This is a genomic window from Vibrio sp. PID23_8, assembly GCF_003584965.1.
Classification (GTDB): domain Bacteria; phylum Pseudomonadota; class Gammaproteobacteria; order Enterobacterales; family Vibrionaceae; genus Vibrio.
The window spans coordinates 108,464-129,057 of the sequence record NZ_LIXE01000010.1 but is presented as its reverse complement, the minus strand read 5'-3'; the positions used below and the strand labels follow the sequence as shown (position 1 = coordinate 129,057).

Genomic DNA, 20,594 nt, shown 5'->3' with positions numbered 1-20,594 from the left:
TGGAGTTATATCGATGAGGTGTACTTGAACCCTGAAAAGTGTGCCGCGTAATTATTCACGTTACTAAATTGTAAAAAAGACGACAACTTGCTTGAAAAACAGCGGGATCAAGTGATCGGAATAAACCGAAACGAGCGTTCGCAATCACCGAAATACGCATAATTATCAAATTCAATAGCGTTGATGTATGAATAATTGATACATACCAAAGTGAGTCTCGTTTTGGCGTTATATACTGTGACGACTATCAATATAACCCTGACCGATCTAACAAGTATCAGCTATGCAGCGACGAACGTCACCGTTGCGACAAGGAGTGTTGGCCGATGAAAAGACCACTTATTGCACTACTACTTTTTTCAGTTAGTTGCACACTACAAGCAGGCTATTGCACCACCAGTAATTGGGACAAAGGAGTGGATCTGTATAAAAAGTATGAGAACACCTACAACGCTGTTATCGATCCACATAATCAACAAATCGATATTTACAATGAGTTCGACTTCGTTGGCCATATCATCACTAGCCCAATTACCGATGGCCAGCTCTACGACTCACTCCAGAAGCAGCTCCAATTGGTTCAACAACATCAGCAATCCTTGTTCGAGCTACAAAAACAGATAAAACGAACGGAAACAGGGCTCGATAAAGCTCGTCAGTTATGGGAAAAACTGGCTGACTATTGCTACGACGAAGACAAGTATGATGACTACAAGTCTGGTCGTAATAATATGCGAATGGCAAAAGAAACTAAGGACAAAGCGAATAACATAAAAGCAAGCCTTGATAGAATGCAGAAGAAATACCAAAAAGAGATTGAGACGCTCAAAGCCATTCAACTCAACGAAAAACTCAAAGGCGAAGCACTGACTTGCAACGAAGCATGGCAGAAAACCAATCACGTGGTAGTAGACGACACTCGCTCAATTTTCTTTCAGAACTTTCTTGTCTCTCAGCACCACTCAGACCGAGATCACTCTTTCACTACTCGACCTTTCGCTATCAGCGAGTATTTCCCCGTGAGTGAAACGTTTCCCATCCACCCTTACTATGACACCGAGAAAACACAGTTACGCCAAATAAAAAAGGTCAATAAACAGATTCAAGCCATGGACAAATTTGTCTACGGGCTGAGCCAACTCGAAACAAAAGAGAGTGAGTTTTTGCACAACTTAAGCCATGACGACGTCAAACAGCTCACATACTGGCTCTCTCAGAATGCTGATGCCCTTCCTAGTGCCGTCACAAAAAAAATTTTTAGTGGCGAGCAAAAACTATCAGACAGCCAAATTACAACGGTTAAAGCCTTGGCAAACCGCTCTCTAAGCGAGCTTTTGGCGGTACGCCATAAATTTGATGTTTTCATCGATCGAGATAAGCAAAACAACAAACGGGCTTTTATCCGTTTCAACCATAGTTGTAAGCCCGGTCAAGCTTGGGAAGGCATTGCTAGTCAAGTCAACGGTCAGCCTATTTCACTTCGTTATGAGTGTCTGAAATCAGCTTACAGTGACAGCACCAGCCTCTATGCGATCCCAGAGGATGCCCAAGGGATGGAGACGCTCGTCAAAGAGTTTAAGAAAAAGGTATGGGTGGAAGTTGAACTAAGTGTCGATAATAAGCCCCATCTCACCAAGTTTTGGGCGAATGGGTTTAGCAAAGCATGGCAGTCGTTGTAATGAGCAGCAATTGCGTAAAACACTTAAAGAGCAAGCGTGGATCGATCGCTACGGCTATGAAAATACCAAATGTTGGTAGTCTACCTTAGTCTTTTGTTATGTGGTTCTTGGGGCAAACATGATGATCGCCATTCCAAGCATAGCGACTGAAACACCCACAATGTCCCATAAACTCGGACGAATGCCATCTACTACCCATAGCCACAGGATTGCCACAAAAATATAGACACCACCGTAAGCGGCATAAACCCTACCTGCTGCTGTCGGATGTAAAGACAATAACCATGCAAATAAAGCAAGGCAGAAAGCTGCTGGTACTAACAACCAAACAGATTTGTCTTCTTTCAACCAAAGATAAGGCAAGTAGCAGCCCAATATTTCTGCAATTGCTGTTACAAAGAAAAGTCCTAATATTTTGATTTCTAACAACTTAGACTCCTATCTTTGTTGCAACCGTAGACACTATACCTAACCAGGATTTCGAGCTAATGCGGCTGTAGCTCGGAATTGGACAAAAGTGAGTCAGTGATTTTGCTAAATTAGTATTTAACGGATAATCAAAGATATGACAAATCCTCTTATCCTTTGGCCAAATCAACTCATCCACAACACTGACTAGCATCTTTTTACAGAATTCCAATTAATCTCCTTAAGCAGTCATGAAATCGTGATTAGCTTAAAATTAATAAGAAATGATATGCATTCATATTAATATTAATATTAACTATATTAATATGGCCTATTAGAATGAAAGGATGCACTATGAAAATTACGTTATGGTTGGCTTCCGCTTTGTTCCTTTATTGCTCCGCAAGTTACGCATCGAGTGATAAAGTAACATGGAGTCAAGACTCACTAGAGTTAAGTGTTGAGCAAGGCCAAGTTAAGGAGGTAAAACTTGTCATTAATAATGTTCCAGATGTAGAAGGAATCAAACTACATGTAGTTCCCGCTCTTCAACAATGGATATCGATTACACCGAGTTACATTGAGGATACCTCAACAAAACAGGCTCATACAGTGTTTGTAGTCATTAACATCCCAAGCGATGAGGGGTTAAAAACCGTTGATGGAGTAATTCAAGTAAGAGAAGTCAAAGCGGGAAAACCGAAACAAGTACTGCCTTCGCCACTTCCTGTTGTCCTCACTATCTCCCCTTCTTCGAACCTACCTCTTCCGCCAGCTCCAGGGCCTGAGAATGACTTGACGATCGCAGGTGTAGACAGTGATGAAGATGGGGTTCGAGACGATATACAGCGTCACATAGGGCTCTCGCATTCAAGTGATGAAGCGTCCCGCCTGGCACTCATGGATGTGGCCAAAGCATTACAGCTTATTCTTATTCAAGCAGAATCCAAAGACGCATCATATGAAAACTTACTTCGCTTTGAACGTGCTTTTGAATGCACGGTATATGTGATGGATGAGAACTATGATCGTGCTGTCGGCGAGATAGTATCGCAGCAAATGAGTACGCGGGAAAGAACCGCAAGATATTCGCTTTTTCATGAGCAAATTGCAGGCGTGGTATCAAAAGGTTCCAAATATAGTGAGTTCTACAAGTCGTGTTCGTTTGATGCAAAAACACTAATGGAGGGCGCGCTATGAACCGACTAAAAATATTACCATTAATCGTATTGCCCTCTTTTTCAGTCTTTGCTGCAGAGTCACAATTAGTTTGTACCCCAGGACTATCAGTATATTACGGAAATGGCATGCTTAGCCAATTAAGCGATCGTTCAAGCGCTAGAGCGTGTACTTACACAAGCCCTAGAGTCTGAAGTTGCTGGGACATCTTTGGAGGACATAATAGATTATTACAACGCTCATAACCCGACACAAGGTGGTCTACTAGACTTTTTTGAGGCGGTTGAGCAAAAATTGAACATCGAAGAGAGCAAGATTTGGGCCTACCTTGTTGGTGCAGAGGTCATGCCCGAAGCAGTAGCCGAGGTGTTTCGAGATATATCTGCTGCGTTAGTTACATCGAGCGCACCAGCAGTAGTAAGAGAGCATGTTGGGATCTACAATGCGGAGTTGCAAGAAGGACAGAAAGTTATCGTCGTGAGTCATTCCCAGGGAAACCTGTTTGCACTGCAGGCTGCTTCGGAACTTAACTCTGAGTATAGCTCAGCATGGGGCATGGTTGCTGTAGCCAACCCTGCATCGTATGTTGCGGCTGGGGGAATGCATACCACTTTGTATGAAGACATTGTTATGGAGTATATCCCTGGCTCTATGCCTGCGAATGTACCTAATTTCCCTAATACTCCCCGTGATTCATTAGTGGATTGGACTGGTCATCGCTTTGTCCTCTCATACATGGCATCTGGTACACCATCCAAAAGCAAGATTGTTAACGACGTCTTGACGACAGAAGGAAACTTAAGTGTTAATGAAGAAGTGCTCGGTACTGGGGCGTTCACTGCTACATTAACATGGGGTAGTGAGCCCGATGTTGATCTGCATGTTTTCGAGCCAAGCGGAGCCCATATCTATTATCGAAATTTTCAAGGCGCTGGCTATTTAGATGTAGACGATACGACTAGCTATGGGCCTGAGCATTATTATTTACCTTGTGACAACATAGAAGCTGGAACATACCGGATTGGGGCTAACTACTATGAAGGTGAAGGAAGTGAAACAGCACGTATTGTACTGAAAACCGAAGAAGAAACGTTGACGCGAACTCAAAGCTTTTCATCTGCTATCGGTTCTGATGGAGATGCCTCACCATCAATACTTTTTGAGGTTACGATAGAAGGTAATGAGGAAGACGGATATAAGTACACTGTCGACTAATTTTTTGGCCTACAGATTACTTGTGTGATTCATAGAGACGGTTTCAATTTTCTTAGCTGAAGATCGAGCTTGTAATTCTGCTCTTGAAACCGCTCTTTCTTGACCAGGTAGTGCTGAGATACGTCTTCAAACAAAGGAGTCTGATCAGATATTTCAGTAATCCTGTCTATCGGGATTAACCCATTTAACGAGCTGTGAGGCCGTTCCCAGTTGTAGTAGTGTCGCCATTCAGCTAGTAGCAGATCTAGATCTTCCAGCCCCACGGGGACATTTATGGTCGGATAGAACTCTCTTTTATCTGTTTTCTGCGAACGTTCCACTTTGCCATTCAAATGAGGAGAGCCTGGCTTATTTGAGCGAAACTTGAGCCCATAAATCATGAGTTGCTTCTAGACTTTCTCAGCAAAGAACTCTCGCCCTCTGTCCGTCTGAATACGCTGGATAGGAAGTGGCGTACGGAGTCGGATTACCTTTTAAGAACTTCAAGTACACAATAAATGAAGGATATCTGTAAGTTGAAAGCTTTAGTAAATAAAATATGTCAAAAAGTACACGTACTAGTGGGGTTGCGAGCGAATCACGCAAAGAACGGGGCAAAAGCGTGTTATTGTGACCAGAATCGTTAGTGCCAACGAAATCAACTCTTAGGTATTTTCTTATAGCCACCAGCCAAATGGTGACACAGGTGGTGACAAAAATCGAAATCACCTCAAAAAACAAAACCCAAGATATTGTTTTAAAACAACTTAATTTCATAAGCCCACATTCAGATCCAGAACATCGAATAAGGTTTATGTGAGTTTTCTCTCGTTCACAAATGCACACTAAGCCCCTAATTAAAGGGGCTTTTTGCCTTTTCTAGTAATCTATTCTTGTTATCTACTATTTGCTAATCTTCTGCCAAATAATAACACCAGTGGTGGCAATATCTGTCTAGTGCAATTTGGGGCGTGGCTGCAATATGATCAGCACCATGATGCCAAGAACGACAGCAAGTAAAATCGAACCAAAGCGAACTAAATCATCCGATATCGCGCTGATGCTCGTCGACGTCAAACCATAAAACACCAGAACCACATAACTCGAATACAACAGCTGAATCGAATTGTAGCTCGCCCTCTTTTCCATGGCATGAATCCCCATAAACAGTGCACTCACAATCGCCGCCCCCAATATCCCCAACAAATTGGTCTGCAGCACGCTCATGATTAATGGTGGGATCGCATACAACACACTGGCATAAGTCACCAGTAAGCGCCTTAAACCATAGTCGTGACCAATGACAGGGTCAGGATCTTTGATCACTAATGCAACAACAATGGTGATGATCGTACTCTGCTCGAGATCCAACGTCATTGTCACGTACAGGGTAATCAAAACCATCAACGCTTTAACAAACACCTGCCATTCATCATTATGCATCGGCTGAGTTTGAGAGGGGCTGAGTGACGGCGCTAATGGCTCCCCATGAGGGAAGACAAAATAAGCCAAATACGCAACGAAGCCAGCAATACCAATGTTACTCAACAAGGCAAGAGGGATGTCACTGACATCTACGCCCTTTTGTTGGGTAAACACCGCAATCATGGCCGTAGATACAACCAGCAAAATCGCCAACACATCCTGTGGATTTTTTTTCGCGCGCGCCATGCACCAATAAAACACGCCAAATAAGGCAAGGTAATAGACTTGAGGGTAATCCGAAAGCAGCTGACTGAGCAGTGCCTGGCTCCAAGCGGTGACAAACAGCACAACGCCCATGATGATGACCATCACTAACGGCGGCGGTTCATGCGTCGTCGTTAAAAACACAGCGCACATAGCAGGAGCAAGCAAAGGCAAATCGGTGCCAAATACGTACTGCCAAAACAGCAGCAGTATGGGGAATATGGCCACTCTTAATAATGGATTCGCACTACTACGATACATAACTTAGATAACTCCAAGCCCAAATCCAAACATCAAGCAGGCGCTCACCTAGGTAACTTTCATCGGGGTAAAACGCCACAACCGCACGCCCACTGTAGCGAAGGGTAAGCTCGCTAGGTAGATCAACAAATTCAATATTAACCGGAAAGCGTTGCGCTTTAACACTACCGGTCGGAGAGTCAAACATACCGCTCGCGTTATTCACCGTTAGGCTGCCATTACCACTGCTCCCCCAGCCAATCGACGTCACTTTTCCCTTAAAGACTTCACCTGGGTACGAATCAAAAACAATTTTCACCGGATCTTCTGCTTTGAGGTGCATGAGGGAGTTTTCTCTGACCATGGCCGTCAGCCAAAAACCATTACTACTCACAAACGTCAGCAACGGTTGCCCTGCTGCGGCGTAATCACCAACACTCACATCCATATTTGTGATCACCCCTTCGCCAGGGGCTTTTAACTCGGTATGACTCAGGTCTAGCAACGCTTGCTCTTGCTTATTGAGTGCCGCCTGTATTTCTGGGTTCTTGATGTCACGAGGCCCAAACTCTTGCTTGGCTTTGTCCAATGCGGAAACCGCCTGATCCAAGTTGGCTTGAGCCGACTGGAGGTCCGCTAAGCTGTCATCCATAGCGGCTTGGCTGATCGTGCCTTTTTCCACTAACACACGATTGCGCGCCACGTGACGCTTAACATTGTTCAACTTAACGCGCGCCGCGACTTCATTCGCTTTCGCGACATTAATCGCAGCGGAATCGGCTTGATACGATTGCCCGGCCTGTAGCAATGCCAATTTGGTTGCTTTGACGGCTAACTCAAAGGGTTGCTTGTCAATGGTCAGCAGTGGCTGCCCAAAGGTCACACTGGCGTTATTACGGATGTTAACCGCAGCAATCGGTCCTGACACTTCTGGAGCAATGCGTATTACATTAGTATTCACTCGCGCATGTTCCGTCATCGGTGTAACTCTGTCGGCCCAAAGGGTGTAAAGCCAGAGTAATAAAACGCCCAAAAAAATAATATAGGTGACCGAACGGGCTTTTTGTGTGGAACTGACCTCTCCTTTCTTTAATTCCGTCGAATGTTCATCTGTCATTAATTGGGAGCCTTATGTTCTTCAATGAGTTCAATGACGCTGACCTTTTTATACAACAAACTATTTTTTGTTCTGACTTCGAGAATCAGTGTGATGAAGAAAGCAAACATCCCAACCATCACCGCTGCGATATAGGCCGAAACCATGACTTTGCCAATGTACTGTGTCCACAACAAGGCGAGTACCGTCAACCAGCCAAACAAAGCCGCAGAATGCTTCAACGCAATAGGCACTAAATCCGCCCAAAACGATGACGCCATTTGGGGCAATGCTTCTGGGTAAGCTTTGCCTAAATGGCAGAGAAATAATTTCGATGTGATGAGAGAGAGAATAATGCCTAAGCCAAAAGTCAAGGTGATCGCTTCTCCCCATACCGTTATCTGCTCATGGCGAACCAGATTGATCGAGACAGGCACGACACCCATCGGTTCAAAGTGCATGTACGCGATGTACCCATTGATCAGACCATTTATGATTCCCACAACTAATGAGTCTTGGACTCGGACTTGTAGACCCAACATAAATTCCCATCTTAAACTGGTTAGATAAAAAGAGAGCGACCGCAGAGTCAGCACAGCACACTTCGAAAACCAACAAAAGTAGGGCGGATCTTACCGTCACGTTCGTAGCTTTTTTGTTGTATTGCGCTACATTAACAACTATAGCCTTTTGTAATTAGAATGCTAATTATTGCCTTTGCACAAAAATGACACACTTTGACGGGAGACAGCATGAAAAAAATACTCATGACCGCTATCGGTATGGTCCTTCTATCGAGTCCAACGTTCGCTTCTGACGACACTATCGCCAAAGAAAGCGTCCTCACGACAGACCAAGGGGGATTTGATGGCCCCAAAGAAAATGACACATTAAATACCGTTGAAGATGTGATGAATGCAGAATGGCTCACCGATGGGATGACGGTGACCATTATTGGGCATATCACCGTGTCTTTAGGCAATGAACAATATACCTTTGCCGATGATACAGGGAGCATGACCATAAAAATCGGCCCTTATGTTTGGGACGAACAAAAAGTAACGCCAAAAGACAAGGTTCAAATCGTAGGTAAAATTGCCAAGAATGACAGCAGCAGTGCGGTGATTGCTGACTCACTTAAAATCCTCTCCAAGTAGCCGATAATCACACCTAGCGCTTCAATAAAAAAACCAGTCACATCATGACTGGTTTTTTCAATAAAATTATTCGTCTTTTTCGGCGGTTTGATGATCGATATACGGCCAATAATGATGACCAACTCGAATAACCAAGGTTGCAGCAGCCAGAATAAATGCCGCTAAAGACAGCCAGACAATCATCACTGAGTCGAGTTCTTTCATACCAAGGGTGATGTAGCGAGCAATCGCCATAATGGCAATATACATAGGGTAACGAACTGGGATCTTACCATTCATCACAAACTGTCCGACCATGGCGAGCACTTCGAGATAGATGAACATTAATAAGATATCCTCAAGTAACACTCGCTTTTGCACATATATGTGGACAAACTCTTCGGCCATCGCCCACACCGTCGCCATCGTGATGGCAACCAAAAGCACGGCTTCAAGCACATGAAAGATTTTCAGAAAGGGGCGACTGAATGATTGAGGTAAATGGGACGGCATTGCGAACTATCCAAACAAATCAAAGGAATAAATTGGAGTGTAGCACGCTAATTTCAATATCCAATATCTAGAAAAAAGTGAAAATAAAAAACGCCCCATCCTGTGGAGCGCTTCCTTTTTATCTGGCTTTCCGTTCTACTTGAGTCGTGGCATTACGCCACTTGCTGCTTTTTTTCTGCCAAGCGCTTTTTCTTGCGGTACTTGGGATGCGTAATCGGAATCGCCGAAAGTAGCGTCTTGGTATAATCATTTTGCGGATTAGCGTAAATTTCTTTCGCACTGCCCGCTTCCACCACTTTACCAAAGTACATCACTGCGACTTTATCAGAGACGTGTTTCACCACCGATAAATCATGTGAAATAAAGATGATCGCTAGGTTCATCTCTTGCTGCAGTTGCAGCAACAAGTTCAGGATCTGAGCCTGAACCGATACATCCAATGCCGATACCGACTCATCACAAATCAGTAATTTAGGCTTAAGTGCAATCGCACGAGCGATACCAATACGCTGACGCTGGCCACCTGAGAATTCATGTGGATAACGGTTGACTGCGGTTTCTGGTAAACCGACCTTCACCAGTACCTCTTTCACCCATTGCTTCCGTTCTGCAGGGGTGCCAATCTTATGAATAATGTACGGCTCTTCCAAAATCATACCAATGGTGTGACGTTGGTTGAGGGATTCCATCGGATCCTGAAAAACAATCTGCATGTCTTTACGCAATGAACGCATTTCTTTGACAGACAGCTTAGTGATGTCTTTACCTTCAAAGAAAATCTTACCTGCGGTTGGCTCGTACAGTTTTAGAATGGTACGACCTAAGGTACTTTTGCCACAGCCCGATTCGCCCACTAAGCCAAGAGTCTCCCCCTCACCTACTGACAGTGACACACCATCTACCGCTTTAATGGTGTAGCCTTTCTTAAACAGTCCTTTACCAGATACAAAGTGCTGCTTAAGATTTTCAATTCTTAATACTTCTTTTGCCATAACATCCTCTTTTATGACTTGTTCACTTTGCACCAGTTAGCTCGCAAACATACTGGCGTCAATCGGCTTAATGTCGATCATCTGCTTAGGTTCGTTATCCAAACTTGGCATCAAACCCATCAAACGTTTGGTGTATGGGTGCTGAGGATTATCAAACAACTCGAAAATCTCGGCTTTTTCCACAATACGACCTCCATACATCACCGCCACGTCATCACACACTTCAGCAACCACGCCAAGGTCATGGGTGATAAAAATCATCGCCATACCCGTCTCTTCTTGCAGTTCGTTCATGAGTTCAAGGATAGACGCCTGCACGGTAACATCCAGTGCCGTGGTTGGCTCGTCACAGATCAAAATGTCTGGTTTACAAGCCAGTGCCATCGCAATCATCACACGCTGACGCATGCCGCCAGACAAGTTATGCGGATACTCATTCAAACGCTTCTCTGGCAGTGGGATTTTTACTTTCGCAAGCATTTCAACCGCATACGTTTCACGCGCCTTCTTATCCAGTTCAGGGCGGTGCAGTTCTAACACTTCACAAAGTTGACGACCGATAGTATGAACCGGGTTCAGTGCCGTCATCGGGTCTTGGAAGATGATAGAAATACGGTCACCACGCATGGCATACATTTCTTCTGCTGGCAGCTTGGCAAGATCAGTACCGCGGTAATTCACTTCACCATTAATGATCTTGCCGTACGGCTTTGGCAACAAGCCCATGATGGACATCGAGGTGACACTTTTACCACTGCCCGACTCACCGACTAAGCCAAGTGTACGCCCAGCGCGAACATCAAAGTTCACACCATGCAGTACTTTTACTGGGCCATCATCGGTTGTGAATTCAACCTCTAGGTCTTTCACTCTTAGGATTACTTCGTTTTCCATAACACATCCTTACAGCTTATAAGTGTCATCAACGACAACAACCGGTTCAAAGGTTTTACCCGACTTCATCGCTTTCTGGGTATCGTTCTTCACGTCCTTATCGATCCAGTAAGTACCATCGCCAATAATGCCACCACTGAACAACGCTCCTGTCATTCGATTCATAGGCTTCTCAGGTAGCTTCAACCAACGCCAGTGGCCGTAACGAACGTATGGCACCATGTAACCCGGGACAATCACGTGCGCGTCAATGATGTCGCGTTGGATTTCATGGCCTAGCTGAATCTTCTTATCCATGTCCATGTTGAAACGGTACTCAATGATCTTCTCATCAAGATCTGGCGTGCTGTAGTTTGTGAACGAGTTAGTTTGTGGCTTATTGGCGTTCACTGAGTGGAAGTACTCCCAATAGGTTGGGATCTCAGACGTACCCATATCTAGGAACGCTAAATCGTGCTTTTTCTCGCGAACGTATTTGAACATCGATGAACCATCGATCAACTTAAGTTCAATATCCAAGCCCGCCAACTTCGCTTGCTCACGCACAAAGGCAATACGTGGCGTATGCACAGGTGTCGCGTAGGTAAGCTCGAAGCTCAAACGCTGGCCTTTGTCATTGACACGGATGCCATCGGAGCCAATCTTATCAAAGCCTGCGGCTACAAATGCTTGTGCTGCTTTTTCTGGGTCAAACTTGGGCGCTTTGGGGTCTGGTAGTGTGTATTTACCGTGACCATAGCCTGTCGGGTTTGGCTTACGGCTGTAATCACCACGCATGATATTTTCGATCATGCCATCAAAATCAATCGCGTAAGTGATGCCTTTACGAATGTTTAAGTCATCCAATAATGGCATTGCGGTATTCATCCAAACACCGCCTGCACCTACAGGGTATTGGTTGTAGCCCCAAAACTTCTGAATATAGCCTTTTTGGTAAGGTTCCGTATCCGATTTGTCATGCCATAAACTTGGTAGCACCAAACCAAACGCGTCTAAGCTGCCTTTCTCAAAGTGCTTTTTGGCAATATCGTTATCACGGATGACTGTGATACGGATTTTGTCGACGTTATAACGGTTTTGGTAGTACTTGTTGGTGTAACCCCACCAATCATCACCTACGTGCTTAAAGGTGACGCTTTTGCCTTTTTTGATATCCGCTAGGTAGTAAGCGCTTGTTGTTGGCTCACTCTTGAAGTTGTAATACCGAACGAAATCATCATGAATGCCGTCGCCGTTAGCGTCTTTCTTCGGATTCGCATAGAAATGAGCAGGGCGAGGACGCAGTGCGCCCATTCTTAACAACAGCTCTTCAGGATTAAGTTCTTTCGCGGCCTTCACAGCAAACGTGTGATCATCAAACTTAATGACATCGGCGACAGTTTTGTTGTAATAGTCGTTATACCAAGGCTCAAGAATGTCTTTCGAACGGTAGAACTTCAGCATAAAAACAAAATCGTCTGCCGTGACGGGCTTGCCATCAGACCATTTCGCTTCTGGGTTCAGTTTGAAATAAACCGTTTTGTTATCACCTGCTAGTGCCCACTCATTGGCAAGTTCAGGGATGAACTCTAAAGTGTCAGGGTGACGAACCACCAATCCTGGCGTCTCATCCAAGATAAAGGAACGCAACCCAGAGTTCGCATCTGGACCAACGCTACGTAGAGTCTGCGGAAAGCTCGACATGTAGGTACGGTAAGTTCCTCCACGCTTCGCTTCAGGCGAGCCATATTGCGGCTCATTCCAGTTGGTTTGCCAGTCTAACTCCGCCGGAGGCGTTGCCGACATCGCACCAAAACTCAGGGCGCTCAGCGTGGACGCTAATAGTATTCTTTTCATAAAACTTCCCTTTTTATGTTCTGTTCACGCTGTTCGCTTAAACATAGCGCGTGAATTTTTTCGGGTCGAATGCGGCACGGATTGCTTCACCGATGAAGGTTACCATCACTAAAACGAGAACAATGGAAGTCACAACAGAAGCAACGATCCATGGCGAGTCTAGGTTCGACTTACCTTGTTGCAGCAGTTCACCCCAACTTGGTGTGGGTGGCATCAAACCTAAGCCTAGGTAATCCAGTGCCGTCAGAGCAGTAATGTTTGCTGCAATGGTAAACGGGGCGAGCGTCACGATCATCACCATGGTGTTTGGCAGAATATGGTTAAACAGAATACGACCCGTTGATGCACCTAGCGCACGCGCGGCCATAACATATTCACGCGCGGATTCTTTGTAGGTCATGGTTCGCATGTACCAAGTCATCCCCATCCAACCAAACAGTACGTTGATAGCAACGAATAAGGTGAAGGTAGGTTGAACGATAGAAACCAAGATCATGATGACATACAAGAATGGCACCATCGACCACACTTCGATCAGGCGCTGGACGAACAGGTCAAATTTGCCGCCCCAAAAGCCCATCGCACAGCCTACCGCCGTACCAATTGCGTAAGAGATCGCCATAGTAAGCAAAGCAAATCCCATTGCTGTACGAAAACCATAAACTAGGCGAGCTAAGATATCGCGACCGATCACATCAGTGCCTAAGTAGTGCTTGTTCTCTGCACTTGGCGCTGTTGGTGGAAAATCACCACTAAAATCTTGCTCGTACGGGTTCCAAGGCACAATAGGTAGAATAACGAAGTTGTCGCCGCCTTCCGCTTCAAATACTTTTTGCAGCTCTCGGTAGTCAGCTTCACTAGAAGCAGCCTGACCAAATTCAGAGCCTAGACGGACATCACTAACGACCGGAAAGTAAAAGCTCCCCTCGTACTTAACAACCAGCGCTTTACTGTTGATCAACAGTTCTGCAAACAGAGAAAGGATCAACATGGTGGATAAGATCAGAAACGACCAGTAACCACGCTTAATCTCTTTAAAGTTACGAAATTTCTTTTCAGTTAATGGGCTAACTTTAATCATATTACGCTCCAAACTTCACACGTGGGTCGACTAAAGCAACACAGATATCAGAAACGATATTACCGATAAGCAGCAATACCGCGTTGATTGCCACGATACCCATTACTACAGGGTAGTCACGTTCCATGATGGACTCATAGCCCAACAAACCAATACCATCGATATTGAAAATCACTTCGATAAGGAATGCCCCCGTCATAAAGAACAGAAGCGAATTACCAAAGTGAGAAGCGATAGGAATCAAGCTATTGCGCAGCGCGTGTTTACGTACCGCTTTCTTAAACGGTAAGCCTTTAGCAATTGCAGTACGAATGTAATCTGACGACAAGTTTTCCATCAGGTTGTTTTTCATCGTCATGGTTAGTGTTGCGAAGTCACCAATCAAGTAACAGATCAGAGGCAGTACCGCATGCCACATCACGTCTTTTGCACGTTCAAAGAAGGTTTCATAGTCGTCAAAATCATCACCAACAAAGCCGCCCATAGGGAACCACTCTAAGTGATAGCTAAATAAGGTAATCAGTAAGACACCAACAACATAGCCCGGTAAAGCATAACCAACAAAGATAAGGATGGAAGAAGCTGAATCAAACACCGACCCGTGCTTAAGTGCTTTGTAGTAGCCCAGAGGGATGGAAATAAAATAACTAATAAAGAAGGTCATCCCACCATAAAAAAGTGACACGGGCAGACGCTCTGCAATCATATCGGATACGGGTTCGTAGTAACGCGTCGACTCACCGAGATCGAGCTGAACTAAACGGCTCAACCACTCAACATAAGCTTCAACGACAGGCTTATCCAAGCCATAAAACGCATTCAGCTCGGCAATTTGATCATCAGAAAGCGCGGTATTACCACCCGCAGAGGTCATGGCCGCAGCACCATCCCCTTGAGCCTGCATCTGAGAAAGCATGCGCTCTACGGGGCCACCGGGTACAAAACGTGTGATAGCAAAGATAAGAATGGTTATCCCGAGAAACGTTGGAATGACCAACGCCAATCGGCGTAAAAAGTACGACAGCATATACAACTTGCTCCTTGTCTACTGTGCATTATGAGTCGGCTTCAATCTGGAGATTTCCGAACCCAAATGGTGCTTCTCTATCCCGTAGTAACTAAAGCTGTTGAAACACACTCCCTGCGTTTCAATAACCAGTTTTTTACACTACTGCAATAATTCCAGGCTCATATTTATCTTGATTCTTGTGCAGCTTCAAGTAATTGAAGCTAAAACATGACAAATCCCCACCAGTGTCGAAAAACCGAAATATTTTTGTAAAAAATTATAAAAAACCACAAAATCAATTCATACAGAATATCAACCTGGTCAATCAAGAGCTCACAGGGCGCATAAAAACCCAATTATATCGCATAAAAAAACATCGTCCTAAAGTAACATTTGACGCCATAATACGAGTGAGCCCTTTTGTTACAATGGGTATCATATTCTGATACTCATCTACTCAAATACATTAACAATTCCACTATTCTATGAAACTCACCCCGCAGGATAATCCACTATTTCAACGGGAATTCAAAGAGCGATAAACCCAATGAAAATCCATAAGCGAGATAAGTCATTACTGCCGGCAAGAAACACAAAATACGGCATTTTGCCAACATAATACATCGACACTTAATCCACAAATAGATGATAACTCTACACATTTAGCTCACTTTGGTTTTTTACATCATTTTTACATTTCATCATCTCTTTTTACCACTGGTTTGACTTCCTTTTTCCATCTCAGGTATATATGACGTAAGCGTTAACGAAATATTAACGTCATAAAAAAGTCGGTAGGCAACCGACACAAGGAATTATAAGAAACGGAGCAACAAGGATGTCTAAAAACACAACCGCTTTGTCTGTTGCGATTAGTATTGCATTGGGAACAGCAGCAGTGGCCCCAATCGCGGCACAGGCAGAAGAGCAGCAAGTCGAAAAGCTGCAAAAAATGAAAGTGACAGGTTCGCGTCTAACGCGTGCATCTATGGAAGGAAGCACGCCGGTAGCAGTTATTGGTCGCGCTGAAATCGAACGAGCTGGTGACATCTCTATCGCGGATGTACTACGAAAATCTTCATTCAACTCTTTTGGTTCATACAGTGAGAGTTCTGGTAGCTCGTGGCAGAGCCAAGCGACCATGTCGCTACGCGGCCTAGGTGCATCTCGTACGTTGGTTCTGATCAACGGTAAACGCCTGCCTGGTTCAGCAACCATGGGTGGTGGTGCTGCTAACTTGAACGTCATTCCGGCGGCAATCGTTGAGCGTGTTGAAGTCATGGCCGACGGTGGTTCTGCTGTCTACGGTTCTGACGCGGTAGCTGGTGTGGTAAACATTATTTTAAAAGACGAGTTTGAAGGCATCAACGTAACTGTCGGTGGCGGTATCCCATCTCAGGAAGGTGGTGATGAGAAGAACTTCTCTATCGTAACGGGTACATCTGGCGAGAAAGGTAATATCTACTTCTCGTTCGAGCACGACGCAAAAGATGAAATCTATTATCGCGATCGTGATTACCTAAGCTCTAAAAACACAGATTCTGCAAACTACTTTGACATGTCTGGCGTGAGTATCTACGGCCGTAACGTGTACCACAATGGCGCGTTAAAACCAATTGCAGGTTACGACACAGACGCAAAGTGTGATTCATCAAAAGGCTTTGTTGGCATCACTGAATACCCAGGCTTAGGCCCAATGTGTGGTTACGACTACACCGCAGATGCCGCGCAAACCGCTTCTCTTGAGCGAAACACGGTTTTCGTTAACGGTAATATTTTCCTAACGGATACCACAACGTTCAATGCACAAATGCTATTGAGCCGTAACCAAAGCTTTGGTCGCTTCGCACCTGCAGCCGGTTACTTTGAAATTGACCCTGAAAGCGATGGCGGTAAAGTATTCTTCGAGCAGAACCAACTTGACCCTACCGCTGGCCCAGCAAGCATTTACTACCGCTTTACTGGTGTTGGCACTCGTGATACCACGGTTACTGATTTCCAAGCGGACATGAAAGCGGGCCTAGACGGATCATTCTACACCGATGGCTTTGGTGAGGTGATTTGGGAAGCGGGTTACCACTTGAATTACTCAAACAGTAATGAGCGTGGCACCGGTTACGTTCTACGTTCACCTGCAGAAGCACTGGCAAATGCTGGTGAGTTTGTAGGTGGTGAGTTCAGTGCCGATGCAAATGCCGATCTCGCGGCAACAACGGCACGTGAATCTCAGATGGAAATGCACCAGTTCAATGGTGGTTTACAGTTCGACGTAGCAGAAGTCGGTGATATTACGATTCCTCTGTATGTCGGTGCTGAAATGACAACCTACGACTACTTTGACCAATACGATTCACAAAGTGAAGCAGGTAACATCATTGGTAGCGCGGGTAACTCTGCGGCAGGTGATCGCGAAACCTACGCATTCTTCGCAGAATCATTGGTAGCCTTCACTGATGAGCTCGAGATGAACGTCGCTGTACGTTATGACCACTACAGTGATTTTGGTAGTGCCGTTTCACCAAAAGCGTCTTTCCGTTACCAGCCACTTGATAACCTAATGTTCCGTGCCGGTGCGGGCATGGGCTTCCGCGCGCCTTCTCTAAGTAACCTTTATGGTGCGGACAGTGAGTCAAACGACTTCGCAAAAGACTACGTTTACTGTGAAGCGAACGGCATTTCTGATGCAGACTGTCCTGAGACGCAGTACACAACTACACGTACTTCAAACGAAGACTTGGATGCAGAAACCTCAACATCATTTAACTTTGGTGTGAGCTACTCGCCAGTTGAAAACCTCGATCTTACTGTGGACTACTACAACATCAGTATTGAAGACACCATCGTAATGAACACGCTTCAGAGCATGATTGACCAAGAGCGCAGCAGCGGTCAGCCTAACTCAAATATCACGCGTGATGCAGCGGGTAGTATTACACACGCTATCGTGCCGCTATCAAACATCGGTGACCTTAATACATCAGGTCTCGATCTGAAAGTGAACTACCTGTACGACTTTGATGTGGCAACCGTTCGTTACGACTTCATGGGTTCTTATGTACTTGATTACAGCAGCCCAGAGTATGTCGATGGTCCAACAAACAACCAAGTTGGCCGTAACGGTCTTCCTGAGTACCGTTTCCAAACGGGTGTTGGCTTCAATGTGATGAGCGATCATGACATCTACGTATCTGCAGACTACATTGCGTCTCAAGCGCAAGATGTCGACAAGAATTACAACAAGACAGGTAAAATTCCAAGCCACACTACGTTCAACGTAGCCTACAACTACATGGCGCCTTGGGATGCAAAACTAACAGCAGGTGTACGTAACCTAACTGACGAAGACCCAGCGTTTGAATCAGACGGCGTTACTTACAACTCTGACCTATACAGTATTCAAGGCCGAGTTTTCTTCTTGAACTACTCTCAAAACTTTTAATTAAAAACTTTGGCGCAGGAGCTTTTCCTGCGCCCCTTTTCGACTGACTTTTTACACTGACAAGGATGCAACTATGACGTTAAAGGAATTTGGCGTAAGTGCAGTTACTGCCGCGATTTTATCAGTAAGTGGCGCAGCGTTTGCTGCCGACTCTGGTACGGTCGTCGCTAACCAAGCAAAAACCACGAAGTCTTCTCAGGCTTCACAGCAAAAAATCGACAACTATGCTGAAAGTGCTGAAAGCATGTTGGCCGAGTACAAGGGCCTACTGCGTCAAATCGACAGCATGAAAGTCTACAACGAGCAAATCAATCGTATGGTTCAGTCTCAGCAGGGAGAGCTGGATTCACTGAACAACCAAATTGCTCAAATCGATCAAACCGCAACAGAGGTGGTGCCTCTCACACTGAAAATGATCGATGCTCTGGACGAGTTCGTGACTTTGGACCTTCCATTCCAAAAAGAAGAACGTAACAAACGTGTGGTAGAGCTCCGTGACCTAATGGATCGCGCTGATGTCACCACTTCAGAAAAGTTCCGTAAAGTAATGGAAGCCTACCAAATCGAAGAAGGCTTCTCTCGCTCGATTGAATCTTACAAAGCGAGCCTAGAGCGCAACGGTGAAACCGTGACTTACGACTTCCTACGCATTGGTCGTACGGCGCTACTATTCCAATCTCCGGATGGTGGTGAAACTGGTATGTGGAATCAACAAACCCGTCAATGGGAATCACTACCAGAAAGCTACCGTATCGCGGTACAGCAAGGCCTTCGCATCGCTAAGAAGCAAGCGCCACCAGCCTTGATCAAACTGCCTGTATTTGCTGGGGAGGAATAAGATATGAAAGGATTCAAAACTCTAGCCGCTGGCCTACTAGCGAGCTTATTCATGATTTCAGGTGCACAAGCTGAAGCACCACAAAACCTTTCTGAGCTACTGAAAAACGTCAAGTCAGAGAGTATTGTTGAATCAAAAGAGAACAAAGAACGTGAAGCGGCGTTCAAGCGTGACCGCGATCAGCAAGCTGCGTTACTGCAGCAAGCTCGTCAAGAGTTAGCATCGCAGCAAGCGCTAGGTGATCAACTAAAAACCACGTTTGATGAAAACGACAAGCAGTTGACTGAGCTAACCGAAACACTACGCGTTCGTTCTGGTACGCTAGGCGAGATGTTTGGTGTCGTTCGTCAGTACGCGGGTGAATTTAAAGGTCTGTTTGCTGCCTCTCAAAACGCAGTTCAATTCCCAGAGCGTAATGAACTGCTAGCGAAACTTGCCGAAAGTAAAGAACTCCCATCAACGCAAGAGCTTGAAGCGTTTTGGCACACAATCCTACAACAAGTCGTGGCTTCAGGTGACACAACAACCACACCAGCAACCGTTGTATACGGTGAAGGTAAAGAAGCAGTACGTGACGTCACTCTAGTTGGTGAGTTCAACGCAATCGCAGATGGTAAATACGTCACTTACGTACCACAAACGGGTAAGTTCGAAGAGCTATCACGTCAACCAAGCAAAAACATTACTGGCCTAGTTGGCGGTTTTGAATCAGCAGATGGCACATACGAACCACTGTTTATCGACCCATCTCGTGGTGTGATTCTGTCTCTACTAGTCCAAAGCCCTACCGTTCAAGAGCGTATTGACCAAGGTGGTATCGTTGGTTACGTCATCCTCGCTATGGGTACCGTTGGTGCGCTGATTGCTCTCGCTTGTTACCTACGCCTATTGGTGATTGGTGGCAAGATGCGTAAGCAAGCCAAATCTGACACCGTGATTCCTGGCAACCCACTGGGTGAAGTTATCCAAGCTTACCAAGAGCACAAAGGTGACAACCTAGAAGATCTTGAAGCGAAACTGGACGAAATCATCCTACGTAATGCACCAAGCATTGAACGCTTTATCAGCTCAATCAAACTGTTTGCTTCTGTCGCACCACTTCTCGGTCTACTGGGTACGGTGATGGGTATGATCGGCACATTCCAAGCCATCACCCTATTTGGTACTGGCGATCCAAAACTCATGGCTGGCGGTATCTCAGAAGCACTAGTAACAACAATGCTTGGCCTGGTTGTCGCAATTCCTCTGCTGTTCTTTTACACCATCGTACACAGTAAAGGTCGCCGTTTGGTTCAAACTCTTGAAGAACAGAGTGCAGGCTTCATCGCTCGCTATCAGGAAAAACTGCATAAAGCCGAAAGCTAAGGAGGC

At 45.3% G+C, this 20,594-nt stretch carries 17 protein-coding genes and 1 pseudogene; 7 read left to right on the top strand and 11 right to left on the bottom strand.

Annotation, left to right across the window (positions count from 1 at the left end):
- Positions 1-326: 326 nt before the first annotated feature.
- Positions 327-1,679 (top strand): hypothetical protein, encoded by a 1,353-nt coding sequence (locus tag AK966_RS15825; protein WP_119464528.1) that lies wholly within the window; start codon positions 327-329, stop codon positions 1,677-1,679.
- Positions 1,680-1,775: 96 nt separating this feature from the next.
- Here AK966_RS15825 and AK966_RS15820 read toward each other — a convergent pair whose 3' ends face one another.
- A complete protein-coding gene (locus tag AK966_RS15820) occupies positions 1,776-2,108 on the bottom strand; it encodes a YnfA family protein (RefSeq protein ID WP_065577358.1) in 333 nt (110 codons plus the stop codon).
- A gap of 333 nt (positions 2,109-2,441) precedes the next feature.
- Between AK966_RS15820 and AK966_RS15815 the strand changes: the two genes are divergently transcribed.
- Complete coding sequence (locus AK966_RS15815) at positions 2,442-3,287, top strand: hypothetical protein (RefSeq protein WP_119464527.1); 846 nt, start codon at positions 2,442-2,444, stop codon at positions 3,285-3,287.
- Between the two features lie 189 nt (positions 3,288-3,476).
- Complete coding sequence (locus AK966_RS15810) at positions 3,477-4,481, top strand: YfaP family protein (RefSeq protein WP_119464526.1); 1,005 nt, start codon at positions 3,477-3,479, stop codon at positions 4,479-4,481.
- A 29-nt stretch (positions 4,482-4,510) separates the two neighbouring features.
- Here the strand turns inward: AK966_RS15810 and AK966_RS15805 are convergent.
- From AK966_RS15805 to AK966_RS15790, 4 genes and pseudogenes are all read right to left on the bottom strand, one after another.
- A pseudogene (locus tag AK966_RS15805) lies at positions 4,511-4,933 on the bottom strand (integrase core domain-containing protein); the annotation flags it as partial.
- Positions 4,934-5,414: 481 nt separating this feature from the next.
- Positions 5,415-6,410 carry a DUF2955 domain-containing protein gene (locus AK966_RS15800; RefSeq protein ID WP_119464525.1) on the bottom strand — a complete coding sequence of 332 codons (996 nt, stop codon included), beginning with the start codon at positions 6,408-6,410 and terminating at the stop codon, positions 5,415-5,417.
- On the bottom strand, positions 6,400-7,506 hold the full coding sequence (locus tag AK966_RS15795) for an HlyD family secretion protein (RefSeq protein ID WP_119464524.1): 1,107 nt from the start codon (positions 7,504-7,506) through the stop codon (positions 6,400-6,402). Before AK966_RS15795 ends, AK966_RS15800 begins: the two co-directional genes overlap by 11 nt.
- The gene (locus AK966_RS15790; RefSeq protein WP_119464523.1) at positions 7,506-8,027 is read right to left on the bottom strand and encodes a permease; all 522 of its coding nucleotides are present in this window, start codon (positions 8,025-8,027) and stop codon (positions 7,506-7,508) included. The genes AK966_RS15795 and AK966_RS15790 overlap by 1 nt, the downstream gene beginning before the upstream one ends.
- A gap of 210 nt (positions 8,028-8,237) precedes the next feature.
- Here AK966_RS15790 and AK966_RS15785 point away from each other — a divergent pair, with 210 nt between their 5' ends.
- A complete protein-coding gene (locus AK966_RS15785; RefSeq protein WP_099079197.1) occupies positions 8,238-8,642 on the top strand; it encodes a YgiW/YdeI family stress tolerance OB fold protein in 405 nt (134 codons plus the stop codon).
- Between the two features lie 66 nt (positions 8,643-8,708).
- Here the strand turns inward: AK966_RS15785 and AK966_RS15780 are convergent, their stop codons facing one another.
- From AK966_RS15780 to AK966_RS15755, 6 genes are all read right to left on the bottom strand, one after another.
- A complete protein-coding gene (locus AK966_RS15780; RefSeq protein WP_099079196.1) occupies positions 8,709-9,134 on the bottom strand; it encodes a phosphate-starvation-inducible protein PsiE in 426 nt (141 codons plus the stop codon).
- A 152-nt stretch (positions 9,135-9,286) separates the two neighbouring features.
- Positions 9,287-10,126 (bottom strand): ABC transporter ATP-binding protein, encoded by an 840-nt coding sequence (locus AK966_RS15775; protein WP_099079195.1) that lies wholly within the window; start codon positions 10,124-10,126, stop codon positions 9,287-9,289.
- Positions 10,127-10,162: 36 nt separating this feature from the next.
- Positions 10,163-11,020, bottom strand: coding sequence for an ABC transporter ATP-binding protein (locus AK966_RS15770; protein WP_099079194.1), 858 nt, complete (start codon positions 11,018-11,020; stop codon positions 10,163-10,165).
- A 9-nt stretch (positions 11,021-11,029) separates the two neighbouring features.
- Positions 11,030-12,856: an extracellular solute-binding protein gene (locus AK966_RS15765; protein WP_119464522.1), complete on the bottom strand. Its 1,827-nt coding sequence runs from the start codon at positions 12,854-12,856 to the stop codon at positions 11,030-11,032.
- A gap of 37 nt (positions 12,857-12,893) precedes the next feature.
- A complete protein-coding gene (locus AK966_RS15760; RefSeq protein WP_099079192.1) occupies positions 12,894-13,937 on the bottom strand; it encodes an ABC transporter permease in 1,044 nt (347 codons plus the stop codon).
- Position 13,938: 1 nt separating this feature from the next.
- Positions 13,939-14,964: an ABC transporter permease subunit gene (locus tag AK966_RS15755; RefSeq protein ID WP_099079191.1), complete on the bottom strand. Its 1,026-nt coding sequence runs from the start codon at positions 14,962-14,964 to the stop codon at positions 13,939-13,941.
- Between the two features lie 820 nt (positions 14,965-15,784).
- Here AK966_RS15755 and AK966_RS15750 point away from each other — a divergent pair.
- The 3 genes from AK966_RS15750 (at position 15,785) to AK966_RS15740 (ending at position 20,588) form a co-directional block, all read left to right on the top strand.
- Positions 15,785-18,385, top strand: coding sequence for a TonB-dependent siderophore receptor (locus AK966_RS15750; protein WP_119464521.1), 2,601 nt, complete (start codon positions 15,785-15,787; stop codon positions 18,383-18,385).
- A 73-nt stretch (positions 18,386-18,458) separates the two neighbouring features.
- Complete coding sequence (locus AK966_RS15745; protein ID WP_119464520.1) at positions 18,459-19,223, top strand: DUF3450 domain-containing protein; 765 nt, start codon at positions 18,459-18,461, stop codon at positions 19,221-19,223.
- A gap of 3 nt (positions 19,224-19,226) precedes the next feature.
- Positions 19,227-20,588, top strand: coding sequence for a MotA/TolQ/ExbB proton channel family protein (locus AK966_RS15740; protein ID WP_119464519.1), 1,362 nt, complete (start codon positions 19,227-19,229; stop codon positions 20,586-20,588).
- Positions 20,589-20,594: the final 6 nt, after the last annotated feature.